A 20,071-nucleotide genomic window follows, 5' to 3' on the forward strand; every position below is an offset into this window, starting at 1 on the left:
CCAGCTTGTCGCTCACGGGCTTAAGGTGCGCCAAGCGACCTGTAATTATACCCATTGGAGTGAATCATTACAGGGCATCCTTTTGCCTAAGTAGCATAAAGTGCAGTACAATGAAGGGATGAGAAGTGAATTGCAAGGGTAGAGGAGAATACATATGTCCAACTGGTTTGAGCAGAGTTTTGGAAGCGATTATATGGTTGTTTATAAGCATCGGGATTGGGATAACGCCTACAAGGAGGTACAGCTGATGGCGCAGTGGCTCCAGCTTCCGGCTACGGCAAAGGTGCTGGACATCGGCTGCGGTATGGGACGCCATGCGCTGGCACTGGCAGACTGCGGCTATGAAGTGACGGGGATGGATTTGTCGGAACCGCTGCTTAACGAAGCGAGGAAGCATGATGCGTTGCAGCGCGTAACCTGGGTGCAGGGCGACATGCGCCAGCTCCCTTTCGAATCGGGGGCGTTCGAGGGAACGGTTAATTTATTTACGTCGTTTGGCTATTTTGCAGATGAAAAAGAGAACGTGCAGGTGCTGCGGGAAATTCGCCGCATGCTGAAGCCAGGTGCGCCATTTCTAATTGATTTTCTGAATCCGGCTTATGTAGAGCGTAATCTCGTTCCGGCATCGGAGCGCAAGGATGCAGAGTCCGGCTGGGTCATTCGCGAGCAGCGTAAAATTGAAGATGGCTGGGTCAAAAAGCATATAGAAATTGCCGTAAGCAGCGATGAGGCAGACAATCGCCATTATGATGAGCAGGTTCGCCTGTATTCGCTCACATGGTTTGAGCAGGCGTTCGCCGAGGCAGGCCTTGTGCTGGAGAAAACATTTGGCAACGTCGATGGCTCAGCCTATGATGAGCTGAACTCGCCGCGCCTTATTATGCTTGGAAGGGCTAATGCGTAATGGCGGCTCAAGCGGTGCAATGGGAGCACGGGCTGCTGCAAGTAAAGCTTCCGCTGCCCTTTGCCTTAAAAACGGTAAACAGCTACGTATTTACTGAGCCTGCGGGAGGATATACGCTTATCGATCCTGGTCTCCGAACGGAGGAGACGCTTGCGGTCTGGGAAGCGGTATTTGCGGACCATTCGATTGCGCCAGAGCAAATTTCGCGCATCGTCCTTACGCATCAGCATCCCGATCATTACGGTCTCGCGGGTTATTTTGCCGAGCTAAGCGGCGCACCGGTCTTGATGTCCCGGCGTGCCCATCGCTATGTTAGGTACTTATGGGGAGAGGGCAGCACGATGTCAGAAGAGCTTGCTGAATTATTTGCTCTGCATGGCATGCCGCAGCACTACATTGATGAAATTAGCAGCAACTTAAGCAGTTTCCAGGAAAAAGTTTCGCCGCAGCCCCAGCAAGATCAAATCATGTATATAGAGGCTGGCGAGACGTTTGAGCTTGGCGGTTCACAGTGGGAGCTGCTTGATGCGCCAGGACATGCCTATGGCCAGCTCTGCTTCTATGAAGCCAATAAACAATGGATGATATGCGGCGATCAGGTGCTGCCGCGCATAACTCCCAATATTAGCGTCGTTCCTGGCGAGGAGATGAATCCGCTTGGCGATTTTCTGGCAAGCCTGGATCGCTTAAGCGAATATGAGGTTAAGCGCGCTTTTCCAGGGCATTATGATTCGTTCACGACATTTGCCAGCCGAATCGCAGAAATTAAGCAGCATCATGTGCAGCGGCTGGAGCAAATGCTGATGATGCTGCAGGAGCCGCTCACAGGCTTTGAGGTGTGTGGACGATCTTTCGGTGCACGGGCACAACAAAGCCCGCATCAGCACCGTTTTGCAATGGCCGAGACGCTCGCCCATTTGTATGAGCTGGAGCAGTCGGGCCGGATATCGCGAACGGAGCGTGCGGGCGTTATTTATTTTTTGAGATGATAGGGAACGGTCGTAACTACGACGTTTTTGCGGTGGAGCAGCAGGGCGCGAATCATAAAGCTCGTCTGGTTGTGCAAAATATTATGCCAGCCGCGTTTCGGGATAAATTGCGGAATAATCACCGTCACTCGGTAGCTGGACTGGCTGGCCTTGCGCTCCACCGTATCAATAAATTTCAGCAGCGGCTGCATGACCGAACGATAAGGCGAATGCAATACGACTAATCGCACGTCCGGCTGCCAATCCTTCCATTTTTCCTCGAACGCCTCGCCTTCCTCTCGCTCAAATGGCACATACACCGCAATAATTTGATTCACGGACAATGACTTGGCATAGGCAATGGAATTATCAACAACATGTGTCATTCCGGCCACAGGCAAAATCAGCACATTGCCTTCGATGGGCATCGCAGGCTCGCACGTGGTGAGCCGCAGCTGTTCGCCGACGGCGTTGTAATGCTTTTTAATCCGGTGAAACACATAAATAATAATCGGCAGAAACACGAGCACAGGCCATACTTGCGCGAACTTCGTCAAAAAGAACATCATTGTGACGATCAAGCTGATGAGCGCCCCTGCCGAGTTTATAAGCAGCTTCACGACCCAGCCCTTCGGCTTCTGGCGGACCCATTTCACAATCATCCCCGTCTGGGACAAGGTAAATGGAATGAATACCCCGACCGCATAAAGCGGAATCAAATGCTCGGTCTGACCGCCAAAAGCAATAATCAAAAGGATGGATAGCACGCCAAGGCTGATAATGCCATTGGAATAGCCAAGGCGGTCGCCCCTGACCGTAAACATCCGCGGAATAAACTTGTCTTTAGCCAAATTCACCGCGAGCAGCGGAAAAGCCGAATAGCCTGTATTTGCTGCCAAAATCAAAATCAGCGCCGTAGTGCCCTGAATGAAGAAATACATAAAATGCCGACCAAACGTATGCTCAGCAATTTGGGAAACGACGGTTACTTCTACCGCCGGTTTAATGCCGTAATAATAGGCAAGGAACACAATGCCAGAGAAGAGAATAGCCAGCAAAATGCCCATTGATGAGAGCGTCTTCGCAGCATTTCGGGGAGCCGGGTCGCGAAAGTTTGGAATCGCATTGGAAATGGCTTCTACCCCTGTGAGCGCGGAGCTGCCAGAAGCAAAGGCGCGCAGCAGCAGGAACAAGCTGATGCCTGCAACTGGCGTCCCAATCGGCGTATGCAGCTCAGGCGGCACATGGCCGGTTGCAATATTGTAAATACCTGCTCCGATTAAAATAAACAGCGCAAGAACGAACAAATACACCGGGTAGGCGAGAATGGATGCCGACTCGGTCACGCCACGCAAATTCAATATCGTAATTAAAATGACGAAAATAACAGCAATCAACACATTATGCTCATGGAGGCTGGGAAAAGCCGACGTAATGGCGTCGGTTCCCGCGGAGACGCTGACCGCTACCGTCAATATGTAGTCCACTAGCAAGGAGCCGCCTGAAATTAATCCGGGGAAAATGCCGAGATTTTCTTTGGATACGACATATGCGCCCCCGCCGTGCGGATAGGCGAAAATAATTTGCCGATAAGACAGAATAAGCGCCAGCAGCAAAATGAGCACGAAAGCAGCAATTGGTACTGAATACCAGAATGCAGCAGCACTTACCGTTATTAATACAATCAAAATTTGTTCCGGTCCATAGGCAACGGAGGATAGAGCATCCGACGAAAGAATGGCCAGCGCTTTCAGCTTGATCAGCTTCTGGTCGCCCAATTCATTGGATTTGAGCGGCCGTCCGATTACAAGCCGTTTTAAAAAAGTCATCATTTCAGGTCACCGCCAGCAGTTAGTTGTAAGAGTGAAAAGCATTTTTGCAGAGCACGTTATTGCTACTATCTCCTGTTATAAGTTTTTTCACCATGGAAAAAAAAGCTACTTGATCTCTCCGCAGGCGACTCGGTTTGAGGCAGGTGCAATGATCATAGTCCCCAGGCATGCTTTTTGTAAAATCTCGTTTTCAGCTGAAAAGAGGCGGAAAGGTTCTCTTTTGATCATGTAAGCGATTACAAATGAACGCTGTTTAGCGGCGCGAGGTGTAGCTTGCGGTAGGAATGATTATTGCCTATTCCGGGCAATGAAAGCGTGAGGAATGGCTGAGCGTGAAGGGGAAATAAATATTGTCTTTTGTTCGCTTTGGGGAGTTATCCCCTTATCTCAGAAAAGGGGAATTGCAAATGAAAACCTGGTTTCTGAGCTAAGGGGATAACAGCATAAAGCAAAAATTATAGTGTCTAATTTGCATGGCCAAACGAGAAATCAAAAAGCACAAAGCACAAAGCACAAAGCACAAAGCACAAAGCACAAAGCACAAAGCATTTGTTTAGACATCAAACAGGCGCCGCATCTTTAGCAAGACGCGGCGCCTGTTCGTTATCTATCCGACTTTTAATCGAGCGGGGGATTAGTTGCTCCTTCACGCTCCGCTTGCTTTCGATGAGCAATGCGGCTTGCAGCTGAGGCTGCAATAGCACCGATAATATCATCGAGGAAGGTGTGTACATCGCCGCTCGATTTATCGTTAAGCTTTTTCAAAATGCCGGGCTTCAGCTTGTCAATATAGCCGAAGTTTGTGAAGCCGATGCTTCCATATACATTGACGATGGACAAGGCGAGAATTTCATCGCAGCCGTACAGCCCTTCATCGTTTTTAATCATTTCCTGAAGCGGCGGCAGCAGCTTGCCTTCTTCGGCGAGCATGTCGAGCTGGATGCCGGTGAGCACTGCATTTTGCACCTCGCGCTTGGATAAAACAGCGTCAACATTTACGATGCATTCATCGATTGTTAGCTCTGGGAAATAATCCTTTTGCAAAAAATGCACGAGCTGGGCCACGGCGATCTTCGTAATGCCGCGCTTTACAAGCCACTCCTCCGTCGCTTCGGCAACCTTGCGGCTGTTCAAGCTGTATGGTTGTGGTGTTGTCATCTTGGTGTCCCCCTTATTGGATGTAATTTTGTGGACAAAACTGGTCTAAAACGGGGAAGGGCTCGTATACATATTACTACAAAATGAGAGTTGTACAAAGCCGCATGCGGCAAAAATCACTAGAGGAGGAAAAAACAAAATGGTTCAAACGAAATGGATTCGCCTTGCCGCGATAAGCGGTGTTATGGTTGTGCCTCTGCTGACCGCAGGGTGCGGGCTGTTCTCAACGGAGACAAGCAAGGAGATTGACCCGCCTCAGACGGAATCAACCAACGTCATTGACGGTACGAATACAGGACAGACAAGCAGCGTAAATCCACAGGGAGAAGAAACGCAGTTGACCGTATACTTAGAGGACAAAAATGGATACCTTGCACCAATCTCGCTGCTTACGACGCTTGGCGGCAAAGAAGCTGCCGGGCAGAAGGCGCTGGAAATGATGGTCGATGGCGGCGCTTATGCGAGCCAGCTTCCGGAAGATTTTCAGGCTGTGATTCCACAAGGTACTCAAATTAAATCCTACCATGTTGATCCGCAGTTGAAGATGGCTACAGTAGAGTTTTCCGCTCCTTTTGCAGATTATACGGCAACGAAAGAGCGGGAAATCGTTGAAGCCATTACGTGGACGCTGACGGCGATGACCGGAATTGAAAAGGTGGAGCTATGGTACGAGGGCAGCAAGCTGAGCGAAATGCCGGTAGATGGTTTCCCCCTGGACCGTCCGCTTACTCGCTCAGTCGGCATCAACCTGGAAACAGCGGATGGCGTCAGCTCGGCTTACTCAACACCAGTTACGCTGTATTTCTCCTCCCAAACATCCAATGAAGAGCAATATTATGTTCCCGTTACAAGGCTGATCGCAAGGCCTGAGTCGACGGTGAAGGCAGCGGTGGAGGAGCTGATTGCCGGCCCGCTTAACCGCAAGCAGCTGAATGGCGTGATGACCAATGATGTTCAGGTTACAAGTATTGAGCAGAAGAATGATACCGTAACGGTAGATCTTCAAGATACCGCCTATGAGAGCGGTCAAAATGCTCCTGCTGAAATGCTGCAGGCCGTCGTCTTATCTGTGACGGAAAATACAGGAGCAGCGAAAGTTCAAATCCGGTTGAACGGTGAAGCGAACGTTGTAGATGATCAAAATACTTCTTACAACGAGCCAGTCGGCAGACCGCATCATGTGAATGCGATGAAGTCATAAAAGTAAAATTTAAGCAAGGCATGGAGCCAAACGTGATGGCTTCGAGGCAGGGAGAGGGCGCATGGGCGCTCTCTTTTTGCGGTTACGGATGCTTTTCTAGTTTTACTTTGGTAAAATGGGTAGTATTGTGTTGAAACATAGGCTAGGAGGCTGCATTACGATGAGAACAGATGGACGTCAAACCAATGAGCTGCGACCGGTTACAATTACGGCGGGCGTAAATAAATATGCGGAAGGATCCGTCCTAATTGAGGTCGGAGAAACAAAGGTCATTTGTACAGCAAGCGTGGAGGAGCGTGTGCCTCCTTTTATGAAAAATCAGGGCAAAGGCTGGATTACAGCGGAATATTCGATGCTGCCCAGAGCAACCCATTCGCGCAATCATCGGGAGGCGGCTAAGGGCAAGCTGACGGGCCGTACGATGGAAATCCAACGTCTCATTGGCAGAGCTTTGCGGTCTGTCGTAGATTTGCAGGCGCTTGGAGAAAGAACGATTACGCTCGATTGCGATGTCATTCAAGCGGATGGAGGTACGCGCACGACCTCGATCACTGGCGCTTTTCTCGCGCTTTGTCTGGCAGTGAACAAGCTGTCGACGAACGTCACCTTTACGAAATATCCGATTACGGATTATTTGGCTTCGGTGAGCGTGGGCGTTATTCAAGATCAGCCGATGCTGGACCTTGCCTATGACGAGGACTCCAAGGCCAAGGTGGACATGAACGTCGTAATGACAGGGAGCGGCCAATTTGTGGAGCTTCAAGGTACAGGCGAGGACGCGCCATTTTCCCGCAAGGAGCTGAATGAGCTTCTGGAACTGGCGGAGGGCGGCATTGCTGAGCTGATTGCAAAGCAGCGCGAGGTGCTTGGGGAAGCAGCAGGTCTGATCGGACGAGGAGCAGAGAAATAATGGAGCTAAGCAGCGAGATCATTCTGATTGCTACGAAAAATGAGGGCAAGGTCAAGGAATTTGCCCACGCTTTCGCGAAGCTTGGCAAGCGTGTAGTCAGCCTGAACGCATACCCAGAGTTTGCGGATATTGTGGAGGATGGCGATACATTCTCGGCAAATGCGCGAATTAAAGCGAAGGCGGCGGGCGATGCCTTTCAGGTGCCGGTGCTCGCCGATGATTCCGGCTTGAGCGTAGCAGCGCTTGCCGGTGCTCCGGGCGTATATTCGGCCAGATATTCTGGCGAAGGAGCTACGGACAGCTCGAATAATGCGAAGCTGCTTGCGGAGCTGAACCGCTTGGCGTTGCCTGAAGCGGCGGAGGCACTGGAGGATGGCACGAAGCTGCTGAGCCGTGCGCAGTTTGTATGCGTGCTGGCGCTGTATGATCCAGCGACGGGCGAGTTTATGGAAGCCGAAGGAACCGTTGACGGCTTTATTATGGACAAGCCGCGCGGCGATGGCGGCTTCGGCTACGATCCATTGTTTTGGCTGCCAACGCTTAATCGCGGCATGGCGCAGCTGTCCAAGGAAGAGAAGCAGCAGATCAGCCATCGCGGCCATGCGCTTAAGGAGCTTTTGCCGAAGCTGGTCTAAGTGGCACATATAGGGCTACTCATAACTAAAAAGGAAGCGAGCACGCTGCGCGGCGTGTCGCTTCCTTTTTTTATAGACCGTTCTTGCTTTCACGTATCCATTTCAGCAGGCCTTCATTTGTTGTAAGCGACTCTGCGCGATTTAAAAAATGAAGCGCCTTGGCGGGGTCAAACGATTTCATTTCCCTTCCAAGCTGCATCCAGAGGCGGGCATTTCCTTGATCTACTTTTAAATTTAGATTGCAGCAGCTCCATGCCCTGTGTATCAACAATTTCATGAATCATATCTTTATAGCGCAATCTGCTTGGAAATAGTCGTAAATATGCTTTTTCATGAACGGTATTAACGACACCATCTACAGTATTATTATAACGGACGTACATGCCGACCTCGCGTCCCTGCTGATCCATTTCAGAAGTATATTGTCTTAGTTTATGAATTTGATCAAGCGGCAGTACATCATCATCATCTACAACGAATGTCCATTTATGCGTGACGAGAGAAAGCGAGTAGTTTCGGGCCGCCGAAAAATCATTTATCCACGTAAAATGGTGCAGCTGTACTTTTTCATGTTCCCCAGCCAGCCGATTGAGAATGGGAAGAGTTTCGTCTGTTGAACCCGTATCAACGACTATAATTTCATCTACTGCCTCCATAATGCTGTTTATTGCACGTTCTATTGATCTTTCTCCGTTTTTCACGATCATTGCGGCCGATACGCCCATGAATTAATCCTCCAGCTTGAATTCACGAATGAAAGGATGCAGCCAACAATGGTTCCACATTTTGTAACATTCGCTGCTCTAATTATACAATAAACCAGCCATTCGACAACGGTAGCATCATTTAATACGAATGCTGTACTCCTTCAGCCACAGATTCATTTGATACAAATAAGCAAACAGCTGGGGGCCAGACATTAATTGGCCGAACCAGGGGATATTGGAGCTGGCGTCAGCAGACTCGGCGAGCTCGCGCACTTTTTTGACATCAATGAGCGGGAGCAATGGGGAGGAGGAGTCGTTTAATAGGTCAAACAGCAGCCCTTTGACTGCCGCCAAATAATTCGGATTATGCGTCTTCGGATACGGACTTTTTTTGCGAGTCAGCACATCATCTGGCAATACGCCGCGGAGCGCCTTGCGTAAGATACCTTTTTCGCGGTCCCCCGATGTTTTAATATCCCAGGGAATATTCCATACATACTGCACGAGGCGATGGTCGCAAAATGGCACCCGGACTTCCAGTCCGGCAGCCATGCTCATCCGGTCCTTCCGGTCCAGCAGCGTTGGCATAAAGCGGGTAATGTTGAGGTAAGACATTTGCCGCATTTTGCGTACAGCCTCGCTTTCGCCGTCCAGATGGGGCACCTCTGCTACCGCTTGGGCGTAGCGGTCGCCGATATAATCGAGCGGTTTAATCCATTTTTCTACATCCGGGGCGAGCAGGCTGGAGCGCATATCTGAGGCGAGCGACCATGGGAAGGTGGACGCGTTCAGCGCATCCTCGCGGTGGAACCATGGATAGCCGCCAAAAATTTCATCGGCCGCCTCGCCAGAAATGGCGACGGTCGCTTCTTTTTTGATTTCACGGCAAAACAAAAGCAGCGAAGCATCGACGTCCGCCATGCCTGGCAGGTCACGGGCGAAGGTGGCATCCCGCAAAGCGGCTACCAGCTCCGGCGTATCAAACTGCACCGAATGATGGACGGTATCGAGGTAGGTGGTCATACGCTCGATCCAAGGGGCGTCGCTGTTTGGCTGAAACGCATGAGCTTTAAAATGCTTGGCATTATCCGCATAATCGACCGAAAACGTATGAACGTTCCCTTGCCCGGTCTGCTCGTAATATTGCACGGCAAGCGTCGTCAAGGCGCTGGAATCCAGCCCGCCAGACAGCAGTGTGCACACCGGTACATCCGATACGAGCTGGCGCTCGGTCGTATCACGGAGCAGGTCGCGGACATGCTCGGCCGTTTCTTGAACGTTTTCCGTATGTGGGGAGCTTTCAAGGCTCCAATATTTCGCTTTGCGGATGCCCGCCTGTGACACGGTCATGCACTCGGCTGGCAGCAACTCGGTAATATGCTTATAGACGCCATGGCCTGGCGTTCGTGCAGGACCAAGTATAAACAGTTCAGCAAGCCCTTCTGCACCGACCTCCGGCAGCACGTCAGGATGTGCTAAAATGGCCTTTGGTTCTGAGCCGAATAAAAACAGCCCGCTGGCTTGACTAATGAACAAGGGCTTGACGCCAAGTCTGTCGCGAGCCAAAAAAAGCTCCTGCTCTTCCACATTCCATATTGCGAAGGCGAATATGCCATTAAACCGTTCGACGCAAGCTTTGCCCCAATGCATAAAAGCAAGGAGCAGCACCTCTGTATCGCAGGTCGTTGTAAATTTGCTTCCAGCAGCCTCCAATTCCTTGCGCAGCTCACCTGCGTTGTATAATTCGCCATTATAGACGATGACAAATAGATCATCGTCTTCAGTGCGCCGAATCATTGGCTGGGCGCCATTTTCCGGATCGATGACACTAAGCCGCCGGTGTCCAAGCGCACAATGCGCTGATATCCAAGTGCCTGAGGCGTCAGGCCCGCGAAGCTCCAATGTTTTTGTCATTTTTTCCAAAGTGCTGCTGTCTTGGGTTAGATCGCGCGTCCAATCAATCCAGCCGGTTATTCCACACATTGCCCTCATCCCTCTCTTCTGCAGGACTCCAGTCGCGATAATAATAGTCATATGCTGAAAAAAGGCATAAAATGTCTGTCCATCTGGGGAAGCTAGGGATGGCGGCGCGGCAAGCAGCTGTGTTTGCGGCATAAATTCGGAAGGGAGTGTCAGCTTGCAAATGAGACAAGGCGATGGATTGGATCAAACCCGCCGAAAATATTATGTATCCGTCCAGGCTGGGCAAATTCTTGAGGATCAAGGCGCAGCAGCCTACGAGCTGGAGATTATGGCGAACGAACGGGAGTTTATCCGCTTGCAGGAGCTATTTGAGGAGCTTTCGAGCATGGATGAATTGCAGACTTTCCATTTTGCCAAAACGCCGTTCAGCCCAGCTAGTGATGAAGAAATGAACTACGGCTACGATTCTTTAATTGTCCAAATTTATCAGCTTCTGCATGAGTATGGCACAGAATCAACGAAACGTCATATCGAGCAGATGGGACTGCCGCTTCATGAGGCGACAATGGGAGGGGGAGCAGAAGATGAGTCAATCACCTAAGGATAAAAGCTTGAAATTTGACGTAAACCCAAAGTTTGCCGAGCAGGTCGTCGATAAAAATCCTAAGCATGATGCGCAAAATAATCCGACTGGCAAACGTCGCGGCAATCAAAGATAAGCTATTTTGACGTTAGCTAGCCAGCCAAAGGCAGTATGCGAAAATATTAATAACCTAATAGCGAATGCTTTACTGCTTCGTCTTACGGATTCGCCAAAAAGCGAATGGTTAAGGCGTGTACAATGCGGTAAGCATTCGCTTTTTATTTTTCAAGAAAACCATAGGCTTTAAATATGGATTTAATTGAAAAACGCAGCGGCGGCGGGTATTGAAACCTGTGGGTGAAGAGGGTAAACTTACCAAGAGGGATGGAATGTAAAAGTGTGAAAGGGGGCTTTTAGGCTTTTACAACGGGCAAGCAGCATTCTTCTCTACTAATACGGTTTTATAAGGAGTCCAAATGAAAAAAATTAGTGCTTTAATCATGTCATTATTTGTAGCTTTTTCCCTGTTTACTCCTGTACATGCGGCTGAGAAGCCAATAAGCGTCGTTATTAATGGCAGCGAAGTCAAATTTGACAATTTCGAGCCTGTTATTGAGAAGGGCAGCACGCTCGTGCCAATGCGTCCGATTTTGGAAGAGCTTGATGCGAAGGTCGTGTGGAATAAAAGCACGCAAACGGTAACCGCTACCAAAGAGGGCGTAGACCTGTCGCTGCAAATTGGCAACAAAACGGCTACGGTCAACGGCGAGAAAAAACAGCTTGAAGTGGCTCCAAAAACAATTAAAAATGTAACGTACATTCCGCTTCGTTTCATCGGTGAGGCAGCTGGCTATCAAGTAGACTGGAGCAAAGCGCTTCGCACGATTACTTTCACAGTTAAGGTCAATGCCGAAGGCAGCAAAGGCTTCCTGTGGAAAGTAGAAAAGAACGGCAATACGGTTTACTTGCTTGGTTCGATTCACGTGGCGAAAGACAGCATGTATCCGCTTCGCCCGGAAATTGAAGAGGCATTCAAAACCGCACAGCATCTCGCGGTAGAAGTAGACTTGACTAAGCTGGATGCAACTGCATTGCAAACTTATGCAAACAAACTGGGTACTTACTCGGATGGCACGACGCTGAAGGATCATGTCTCGGCTGAAACGTATGCGAAAATCGTTGCCTTGTTGAAGGCTAATAAATTACCAGAAAATGCATTTGATCCTTATAAGCCTTGGGCAGTAACACAATCTATTACTGCGCTGCAAATGCAGGGTACTGGCTATGAGACTAGCAATGGCATAGATCTTTATTTTACAGAAAAAGCGAATAAAGCGAATGTCCCTGTCATTTCCCTTGAGACAGCAGAAGGCCAGTTGTCGATGTTTGATCGTTTTTCTGATGCATTGCAGGAGAAGCAGCTGGTTGAAGCTTTAGATGCAGTAAGCCAGCAAGCACCTTCGGAGCCTACAGGCATTGATGCTTTAACGGATATGTGGGTAAGTGGCAGCGATGATGTACTCGTTTCAATGACAGAAGAAGTTGCCAAAGAGCCTGAATATTACAATGCTTTGATTAAAGACCGCAATAAAGGCATGACGGATCAAGTAAAAGGGTTTTTGAACGGCACTGATAAATCGACCTATTTTGTAGTAGTAGGAGCATTGCATATGTTGGGCCCTGACGGTATCGTGACGGTGCTTGAGAAAGATGGCTTTACCGTTGAAAGACAGTAGTAAATCGTTGCTATAATTGAATGATTAGGAATTAAAGACGCCATTTCTCCTGTTAATTGGGGAAGAAGTGGTGTCTTTTCTTTTTCCGTGTGGATAATGAATGCTATAATTTCGTAAAAATATTTTTATTTTAAAAATTAATCTTTTACTTACATAGCTATGTTGTAATATACTTCAATAAGCAGGAAGCATATAAACTGAAGGGATGTTTGAAGTGAAGAAAATAGTATTTTTTATCCTTATGATTTCGTTATTTATTCCAAGTGCTACAACAAGTTATGCAGCAGAAGGGAAATGGAAAGTATATTTGGATGGTACAGAGCTGACATTCAGCAATTCTCCATTTGTTAGTGAAGGCACGACACTAGTGCCCTTCCGCAATTTATTTGAAGCTTTAGGGGCAACGATTAGCTACAATGGCAAAACCAAAACGATCAATGCCAAAAAAGATAGCACAGAAATTATTTTAACGATCAATAATCCGATAGCTTATTCAAATGGGGCATCCTTTAAATTAAATGTGGCACCTAAGGCGATATCGGGTGTAACGTATGTGCCGCTTCGTTTTGTAAGTGAAACGTTAGGCTATGGCATTGAAGTGAAAAGCAAAAAAATATATTTGAATGCTGGAAATGCAACGGCGCCAACGACGGAAACGCCTGCTCCGACCACTACGCCGGCACCTACCCCAACCCCAACCGATCCTGCGAAAACGGGGGATATGACGATTGAGCAAATAGGCGAGCTGTCCGACCGGGTTGTGTATATTGAGGTATTCGATCAAAATAATCAAGCAATCGCAAGCGGCAGCGGCGTAATTGTCGGTGCAAAAGGCGAAATTATAACGAATTATCATGTTATCGAAGGTGCTCATAAAGCGGTCATTTATACAAGTGATGAAGTAAAATATGTATCCAGCACTGTTTTGAATGCTGATAAGGATAGAGATCTGGCTTTGATCAAAATAGATTCGTCTAATTTGAACTTGCCAACCGTTACGATTGGTGATTCCTCCAAGCTGAAACTGGGCGAATCGGTCGTGGCGATCGGATCGCCGCTAGGCTTTACTAATTCTCTTACTTCCGGCGTGGTTAGTTCGAAGAGCAGAACGGTCGACGGTCAAAATTATATTCAAATTTCTACGCCTATCGATCATGGCAGCAGCGGCGGGGCTTTATTTAATTTGAGAGGCGAGCTGGTGGGCATTACAACTGCGCTTGTAGAAAGCTCTGCGGCCATTAATTTAGCAATTCCATCTACTGATGTAAGCACATTTTTGAAGAAGCCTCAGCAATCTAAATCTTATACTGCGGCAGCACCAGGCCAAACAGCATCCGGAACGTCGCTAGCTGCAAAAGCGGAAGCAGTGGAGGATTATTTAAATGAGGAGTACAGCTATTTTACCTTCGAAGGGTTGGAACTGGAATTTGAATGGTTCACTACTCTTTCCAAGGATAAACAAAATATTTTAATTGGCGGGGCTATGACCGATACAGCTTCCTATTCGAGTTTGATGAAGCTTCAGAATAAGGATGATACGTCTATACCGTATATTGTCCAATATATTGCTGAAGACCTGTATGATAACCTAGATGTCGAAAGTTCGTTAATCGGTTTGTATTTTGACACCTATTCCAAAAGCTACCCTAGCGGTTACCCAGCTGATTCTATTGAACGGGAAGGATCGGGCTACCGCGTATTCCACAATTTTATGCTTGCAATCGTGGATTATAATGAGGGGGAAATGTCCTACACGTTAGACCCTTATGGAGATGATGATCTTATAACCATCCAGATTTAATGGACGTCATCTAACTGCAAGCGGTAAACTAATAATTTTCATTCCCTTGGGATTGAAAATTCAAAAACAATGTGTATAATTAAATGAAAATTAAATAATAAAAGTTTTCTAGGGTTCCGCGATATTTATATATCGGCAGGTCCGAGAGAAAACGCACAGCCTAAAGGTTGTGTCACGGAGGGATAAAAGCCTGGGAGATAAACTGTTGAAAAACAGTTTGTTCCCCAGGCTTTTTTATTTTTTTGCCATATGTGGTAAATGCTACATGCCTCCTAATTCTATAAAAGGGGGTGATAGTAATGAATAAAACGTGGGTGTCTGTCATTATTGCTGCGTTATTTGAGGTGGGATGGGTCATTGGCTTGAAACATGCAAGCGGGATTCTAGAATGGGGAGCTACAGTGATCGCCATCATTGTAAGTTTTACATTGATGATAATAGCTGCTCGCTCACTTCCTGTGGGAACTGTTTATGCTGTTTTTGTTGGTTTAGATACAGCGGGTACTGTATTCGCGGAAATTATTTTGTTTGGTTATCCGATTGAAATTTCAAAGATGGTGTTCATTGGAGTTCTGTTATTGGGTGTCATTGGGCTGAAAATGTTAAGCAAAAAGAAAAACAAGGAGGTGGCCTAACACTTGGATTGGGTATTTCTTATTTTAGCCGGTATATTTGAAATGTTCGGAGTCCTCATGATCAATAAGTTATATGCCGTATGGACTGGAATAGGAGCATCCGGAGGCGCTATTCTGGGTATGATATTTTACGGTGAACCAAGAAATATCTTAAGATTTTGTTCATAGCCATGGTACTCGGATCTGCAGTAGGTTTGAAGTTAGTAAGTTAACTAACTATTTTCGAAAAATATTCGTAATGCAAAAATCCCCGCAAACGCTGATATACCAACGTTTGCGGGGATTTTCTGATTTATTAAAATGATTCTTATTTGTTTAGGGAACGTCCCAGGAGAGATTCGAACTCCCGACCGACGCCTTAGAAGGGCGTTGCTCTATCCAGCTGAGCTACTGGGACACGTAAGAATGAGTATAGCATGGCGGCCTGCATTTACGCAATAGGCAATTTCATGTTTCTGTTTGAAATCAGTTGGGTAAAAAAGCCACATGAATTAATATACACATTTTCAATGAGCAGGGCAAGCTTTTTTTGAAATTATGCTGCCGGATAAACGTATATTTTTATATTGCTCGCTTCCATGGTATAATCTATCGCAAGCAATGGACAGACGAAGCTGGAGTTTGACCGACAAGGTGGTGGTACCATTACAACTCCCAATGACTCGCATAATGAAGGCACAGGAAAAAACGTGTATTTGTTCCCGCGAATGTTGGATCAGTATCAAATTCAATTGACCCGGATGCTTGAAGCCGAGCAATACGGTGAAGCCAAGCGGCTGCTGCAGTTCCTGCTTTCCTGCAAAGGTGAGGACGAGCGCCACTATGAGGAATGGGAAAGCTTGCTTTCCTGGCTAGACATGGCTTTTCCGGAATATCGCGTGCCAGGTGAAGAGGACGCGATGAATCCAGCAGAGCAGGAAGCGGATGAGCAAGCGATACGTGAAGATCTGCTCAATCCTGCTGAGCAGGATGAAGGCTATGTGAAACAGGTGCTCTACATTATGAAGCATCACCCGATGATTGATCAGCAGATTTTGGCGCTGGAGCGGGCGGTATTCATTCGGGCAACCGAGGTGGATGACATCATTTCACAGTGGCTCACTACGGCGTCAGACGTTCATCCTATCGTGCAGTTCAAGGCGCTGCAATGCTTGCGCAAGCGAGGAGCGACCGGACGGCTCGTTATGGACAGGCTAGGCGAGCAAGTAGAGCTTGAGATTGAGGCAACGCCGCTTGCAATGGATGATTTCCCGCAGCCTGTCAATCGCATTTTGGAGCGCGTGGAAAGCATTACGGAGGCGGATGATCCATCGCTTCCACATTTTGCAAGAGAGTTGTGGAAAGATAGCTTGCAATTTTTATACGGCACGACCGCTTACACTTGGATGCTGCGGGATGATGAGGAGACGGTGGATTGCTACGCAGGAGCGCTGCACCAGACTTTGTTAATTACCGTATATGGCACCGTCAATGATGATGATATTCGAGATACATACGGCATTACAGAAGCACTTAGATTCCGTTACGAACAGGCTTGCCGGACGCTTCGTCAGGTAGCCGTTGTACCGCAGCCAGGGGATGAAGATCCCGAGCCTTGATAAAAAAGCTCAATACTATTATAATAGAATGGTTTATGAAACGTGAAATCTACGGATGTATGCGTATTTTTGGAGGGGAAAGCATAAAATGAAAGCAACTTGGGAAAAAATAGACAAGAACATCGTATCCATCGATGTTGAGGTTGGTGCTGAGAAAGTAGCAGTAGCACTGGATGAGGCGTTTAAGAAAGTCGTTCAAAAGGTTAACGTTCCTGGATTCCGTAAAGGTAAAGTTCCACGGGGCATGTTCGAATCGCGCTTTGGCGTAGAGAGCCTTTATCAGGATGCAATCGACATTTTGCTGCCTGAAGCTTACACAAACGCAATCGAAGAAAACGATCTTCAGCCGGTTGACCGTCCTGAAATCGATGTTGAACAATTTGGCAAAGGCCAAACGTTCAAATTCAAAGCTAAAGTTATCGTTAAGCCAGAAGTTGAGCTTGGCGAGTACAAAGGCCTTGAAGTTACAGCTGCAAGCACAGAAGTTAGCGAAGAAGAAATCGCTGCTGAACTGGAGCGCCTGCAGCAACGTCATGCTGAGCTGACTGTTCTTGAAGAAGGTCCAGCTGAGAACGGCGATACAACTGTCATTGATTTTGATGGTTATGTAGATGGCGAGCAGTTCGAAGGCGGCAAAAGCGAAGGCTATTCGCTTGAGCTAGGCTCGAATTCGTTCATTCCAGGCTTTGAAGATCAAGTCGTTGGCATGCAAATCGGCGACTTCAAAGATGTTGAAGTGACTTTCCCGGAAGCGTACCACGCTGAGAACCTTGCTGGTAAGCAAGCGATTTTCAAAGTGAAGCTGCACGAAATCAAACGCAAAAGCCTGCCTGCTCTTGACGATGAGTTCGCTAAAGATGTCAGCGAATTTGATACGCTTGAAGAGTACAAGCAAGATCTTGCTGGCAAGCTGAAAGAAAAGAAAGCTAAAGATGCAGAGCAATTGCTTGAAGTTCAACTCGTTGAAAAAGCAAGCGAAGCTGCGCAAGTGGAAATTCCACAGCCAATGGTTGATACGGAAGTGGATTTCATGCTTCGCGATTTCGAAAACCGTCTTCGCATGCAAGGCATGACGCTGGACCTGTACTACCAGTTCTCTGGCCAAGACGAGTCTGTGCTTCGTGAGCAAATGGCAGGCGATGCAGCTAAACGCGTTCGCAACAACCTGGTTCTTGAAGCGATTGCTAAAGCAGAAAACATCGAGATTACAGACGAGGATTTGACAGCTGAGCTTGAAACGCTGTCGACTTCTTACAACCGTCCAGTTGAAGAGCTTCGTGAACTTTTCACGAAGAACGGCAACATCGACAGCCTGAAGCAAGATGTTCAACTTCGCAAAACAATCAAGTTCCTGAATGACAATAGCAAGATCGTTGAAGCGGCTCAGGAAGCTTAATCAATCAACTAAATATAAGCATTAACCTGAGAATAAGGCACGTCTACCCACGTGCCTTATTTTCAAACTACATAATGGTACAACCAAGCGCGGGGCAGTTCTCCGTACATATCAAGCATCGCCGTTCGCATAAGGTAGTAGTGAAAAATGACAGTGAGCTTTTGGCGTGTTACAATAAAGTTGGAAATTAAGCCATAAACGAAAAGAGGTTGGTCGGATGAATCTGGTACCTATCGTAGTCGAACAAACGAATCGCGGGGAGAGGTCTTACGATATTTACTCGCGTTTGCTCAAGGACAGAATTATTTTTCTCGGAAGTGCGATTGATGACGATGTTGCAAACTCCATCATTGCACAGCTGCTTTTTCTAACGGCCGACGATCCTGAGAAAGACATCCATCTGTACATCAATTCCCCTGGCGGTTCTGTAACGGCTGGCATGGGCATTTTTGATACGATGCAATATATTAAGCCGGACGTGTCTACGATTTGTGTAGGTATGGCTGCGAGCATGGGTTCCCTTCTGCTGACAGCGGGAGCCAAGGGCAAGCGTTTTGCGCTGCCTAACAGCGAAGTTATGATTCATCAGCCGCTTGGCGGCGTAAGAGGTCAGGCTACGGATATTAAAATTCATGCCGACTGGATTCTTAAAACGAAGCATAAGCTGAATAATATTTATGTGGAGCGTACCGGTCAGCCCTATGATAAAATCGACCGCGATACAGATCGCGATTATTTTCTTAGTGCGCAGGAAGCGTTGGAATACGGCTTGATCGACAAGGTTATTACCACGCCGATATAAGATTTTGATGAAGGGGTGATTCCATGTTTAAATTCAACGATGAGAAGGGCCAGTTGAAATGCTCATTCTGCGGCAAATCGCAGGAGCAAGTGCGTAAATTGGTTGCCGGTCCCGGCGTCTATATATGCGATGAATGTATCGAGCTCTGCACGGAGATTGTAGAGGAAGAGCTAGGTCATGAAGAAGAGCTGGACCTGAAAGACATTCCGAAGCCGCAAGATATTCGCGGTATTCTTGATTCCTATGTGATCGGACAGGAATTTGCTAAGAAGTCGCTTGCAGTTGCTGTTTACAACCACTACAAGCGCGTAAATTCTCAAAGCAAAATCGAAGACGTTGAACTGCAAAAGAGTAACATTTTGCTCGTTGGCCCTACAGGCTCGGGTAAAACGCTGCTGGCGCAGACAATGGCTAAAATTTTGAACGTTCCATTCGCAATTGCTGATGCAACCTCGCTTACTGAAGCGGGTTATGTGGGCGAGGACGTTGAGAACATTTTGCTCAAGCTTATTCAGGCGGCAGACTATGACGTTGAGAAAGCGGAGCGCGGCATTATTTATATCGATGAAATTGATAAGGTTGCTCGTAAATCCGAGAACCCTTCAATTACACGCGATGTATCGGGTGAAGGCGTTCAGCAAGCCCTGCTGAAAATTCTTGAAGGCACGGTAGCCTCTGTACCGCCACAAGGTGGACGCAAGCATCCACATCAAGAGTTCATCCAAATTGATACGACGAACATTTTGTTTATTTGCGGCGGTGCCTTCGATGGGCTGGAGCAGCTAATCAAACGTCGTATCGGCAAAAAAGTGATCGGCTTCAATTCTACTGGCGAAGTACAGAAGGATTTGAAAGCAGGCGAATACTTGTCGATGGTACTGCCGGAAGATTTGCTCAAATTCGGTCTTATCCCCGAGTTTGTCGGCCGTCTGCCTGTTATCTCGACTTTGGAGCCGCTTGATGAGCCGGCTTTGGTACGGATTTTGTCCGAACCTAAAAATGCGCTCGTTAAGCAATACCAGAAGCTGCTGGAGATGGACAATGTAAAATTGGACTTCGAAGAAGGCGCTTTGGAAGCGATCGCTAAGGAAGCAATCAAGCGCAATACGGGTGCCCGCGGCCTTCGTGCCATTATTGAGGGCATTATGCTTGATGTGATGTATGAAATTCCATCGCGCGATGATGTCAACACTTGCCTCGTTACGGAGCAGGCTGTTCGGGACAAAATTATGCCTGAGCTGACTGCGAAGAAGGGCAAGAAGAAGGAAGAAAGCGCCTAAAT

The 20,071-nt window shown here is 47.7% G+C and carries 18 protein-coding genes, 1 tRNA gene, 1 pseudogene and 1 riboswitch; of the genes and pseudogenes, 15 read left to right on the plus strand and 5 right to left on the minus strand.

Annotation, left to right across the window (positions count from 1 at the left end; all coding sequences use genetic code 11):
* Positions 1-154: 154 nt before the first annotated feature.
* Positions 155-904, plus strand: coding sequence for a class I SAM-dependent methyltransferase (locus tag ASF12_RS22720; RefSeq protein WP_056039838.1), 750 nt, complete (start codon positions 155-157; stop codon positions 902-904).
* Positions 904-1,893, plus strand: a complete 990-nt coding sequence (locus ASF12_RS22725) for an MBL fold metallo-hydrolase (RefSeq protein ID WP_056039841.1) — start codon at positions 904-906, stop codon at positions 1,891-1,893. Before ASF12_RS22720 ends, ASF12_RS22725 begins: the two co-directional genes overlap by 1 nt.
* Here ASF12_RS22725 and ASF12_RS22730 read toward each other — a convergent pair.
* Both ASF12_RS22730 and ASF12_RS22735 read right to left on the minus strand, forming a co-directional pair.
* Positions 1,878-3,704, minus strand: a complete 1,827-nt coding sequence (locus ASF12_RS22730; RefSeq protein WP_056039843.1) for an APC family permease — start codon at positions 3,702-3,704, stop codon at positions 1,878-1,880. The genes ASF12_RS22725 and ASF12_RS22730 overlap by 16 nt on opposite strands.
* A 618-nt stretch (positions 3,705-4,322) precedes the next feature.
* The gene (locus ASF12_RS22735; protein ID WP_056039845.1) at positions 4,323-4,862 is read right to left on the minus strand and encodes a phosphatidylglycerophosphatase A family protein; all 540 of its coding nucleotides are present in this window, start codon (positions 4,860-4,862) and stop codon (positions 4,323-4,325) included.
* Positions 4,863-5,001: 139 nt separating this feature from the next.
* Here ASF12_RS22735 and ASF12_RS22740 point away from each other — a divergent pair, with 139 nt between their 5' ends.
* From ASF12_RS22740 to rdgB, 3 genes are all read left to right on the plus strand, one after another.
* Positions 5,002-6,063: a GerMN domain-containing protein gene (locus tag ASF12_RS22740; RefSeq protein WP_056039846.1), complete on the plus strand. Its 1,062-nt coding sequence runs from the start codon at positions 5,002-5,004 to the stop codon at positions 6,061-6,063.
* 160 nt (positions 6,064-6,223) lie between these two features.
* Entirely contained in the window at positions 6,224-6,973 is a 750-nt protein-coding gene (gene rph, locus ASF12_RS22745) for a ribonuclease PH (RefSeq protein WP_056039848.1), read from the plus strand.
* Positions 6,973-7,608 (plus strand): RdgB/HAM1 family non-canonical purine NTP pyrophosphatase, encoded by a 636-nt coding sequence (rdgB, locus tag ASF12_RS22750; RefSeq protein WP_056039850.1) that lies wholly within the window; start codon positions 6,973-6,975, stop codon positions 7,606-7,608. Before rph ends, rdgB begins: the two co-directional genes overlap by 1 nt.
* Before the next feature lie 167 nt (positions 7,609-7,775).
* Here the strand turns inward: rdgB and ASF12_RS22755 are convergent, their stop codons facing one another.
* Together ASF12_RS22755 and asnB are read right to left on the minus strand one after the other, a co-directional pair.
* A complete protein-coding gene (locus ASF12_RS22755) occupies positions 7,776-8,333 on the minus strand; it encodes a glycosyltransferase (protein WP_056039853.1) in 558 nt (185 codons plus the stop codon).
* Positions 8,334-8,450: 117 nt separating this feature from the next.
* Positions 8,451-10,298 carry an asparagine synthase (glutamine-hydrolyzing) gene (gene asnB / locus ASF12_RS22760; protein WP_056039855.1) on the minus strand — a complete coding sequence of 616 codons (1,848 nt, stop codon included), beginning with the start codon at positions 10,296-10,298 and terminating at the stop codon, positions 8,451-8,453.
* A 160-nt stretch (positions 10,299-10,458) separates the two neighbouring features.
* On the opposite strand from asnB, the gene ASF12_RS22765 reads away from it, so the two are divergent.
* From ASF12_RS22765 to ASF12_RS22785, 6 genes and pseudogenes are all read left to right on the plus strand, one after another.
* The gene (locus tag ASF12_RS22765) at positions 10,459-10,839 is read left to right on the plus strand and encodes a hypothetical protein (RefSeq protein WP_056039857.1); all 381 of its coding nucleotides are present in this window, start codon (positions 10,459-10,461) and stop codon (positions 10,837-10,839) included.
* Positions 10,823-10,957, plus strand: coding sequence for a hypothetical protein (locus ASF12_RS36205; protein WP_257790761.1), 135 nt, complete (start codon positions 10,823-10,825; stop codon positions 10,955-10,957). The genes ASF12_RS22765 and ASF12_RS36205 overlap by 17 nt, the downstream gene beginning before the upstream one ends.
* 340 nt (positions 10,958-11,297) lie before the next feature.
* The gene (locus ASF12_RS22770; RefSeq protein ID WP_056039858.1) at positions 11,298-12,557 is read left to right on the plus strand and encodes a TraB/GumN family protein; all 1,260 of its coding nucleotides are present in this window, start codon (positions 11,298-11,300) and stop codon (positions 12,555-12,557) included.
* Between the two features lie 214 nt (positions 12,558-12,771).
* The gene (locus ASF12_RS22775) at positions 12,772-14,358 is read left to right on the plus strand and encodes a trypsin-like peptidase domain-containing protein (protein WP_162241926.1); all 1,587 of its coding nucleotides are present in this window, start codon (positions 12,772-12,774) and stop codon (positions 14,356-14,358) included.
* A 97-nt stretch (positions 14,359-14,455) separates the two neighbouring features.
* Positions 14,456-14,557: riboswitch (guanidine-I (ykkC/yxkD leader) on the plus strand.
* Positions 14,558-14,657: 100 nt separating this feature from the next.
* Positions 14,658-14,993 (plus strand): DMT family transporter, encoded by a 336-nt coding sequence (locus tag ASF12_RS22780; RefSeq protein ID WP_056039862.1) that lies wholly within the window; start codon positions 14,658-14,660, stop codon positions 14,991-14,993.
* A 3-nt stretch (positions 14,994-14,996) separates the two neighbouring features.
* Positions 14,997-15,205 (plus strand): annotated as a pseudogene (locus tag ASF12_RS22785) (DMT family transporter).
* 111 nt (positions 15,206-15,316) lie between these two features.
* Here the strand turns inward: ASF12_RS22785 and ASF12_RS22790 are convergent.
* Positions 15,317-15,390: transfer RNA gene (locus ASF12_RS22790), tRNA-Arg, on the minus strand.
* 292 nt (positions 15,391-15,682) lie between these two features.
* On the opposite strand from ASF12_RS22790, the gene ASF12_RS22795 reads away from it, so the two are divergent.
* From ASF12_RS22795 to clpX, 4 genes are all read left to right on the plus strand, one after another.
* On the plus strand, positions 15,683-16,591 hold the full coding sequence (locus ASF12_RS22795) for a hypothetical protein (protein ID WP_442952548.1): 909 nt from the start codon (positions 15,683-15,685) through the stop codon (positions 16,589-16,591).
* An 88-nt stretch (positions 16,592-16,679) separates the two neighbouring features.
* On the plus strand, positions 16,680-17,987 hold the full coding sequence (tig, locus tag ASF12_RS22800) for a trigger factor (protein ID WP_056039866.1): 1,308 nt from the start codon (positions 16,680-16,682) through the stop codon (positions 17,985-17,987).
* Positions 17,988-18,204: 217 nt separating this feature from the next.
* Positions 18,205-18,789 (plus strand): ATP-dependent Clp endopeptidase proteolytic subunit ClpP, encoded by a 585-nt coding sequence (clpP, locus tag ASF12_RS22805; RefSeq protein ID WP_056039867.1) that lies wholly within the window; start codon positions 18,205-18,207, stop codon positions 18,787-18,789.
* Positions 18,790-18,812: 23 nt separating this feature from the next.
* Positions 18,813-20,069: an ATP-dependent protease ATP-binding subunit ClpX gene (clpX, locus tag ASF12_RS22810; protein WP_046229405.1), complete on the plus strand. Its 1,257-nt coding sequence runs from the start codon at positions 18,813-18,815 to the stop codon at positions 20,067-20,069.
* The last annotated feature ends 2 nt before the right edge of the window (positions 20,070-20,071 follow it).

The sequence above is a fragment of the Paenibacillus sp. Leaf72 genome (genome assembly GCF_001422685.1).
In the GTDB taxonomy this organism is placed as follows: domain Bacteria; phylum Bacillota; class Bacilli; order Paenibacillales; family Paenibacillaceae; genus Pristimantibacillus.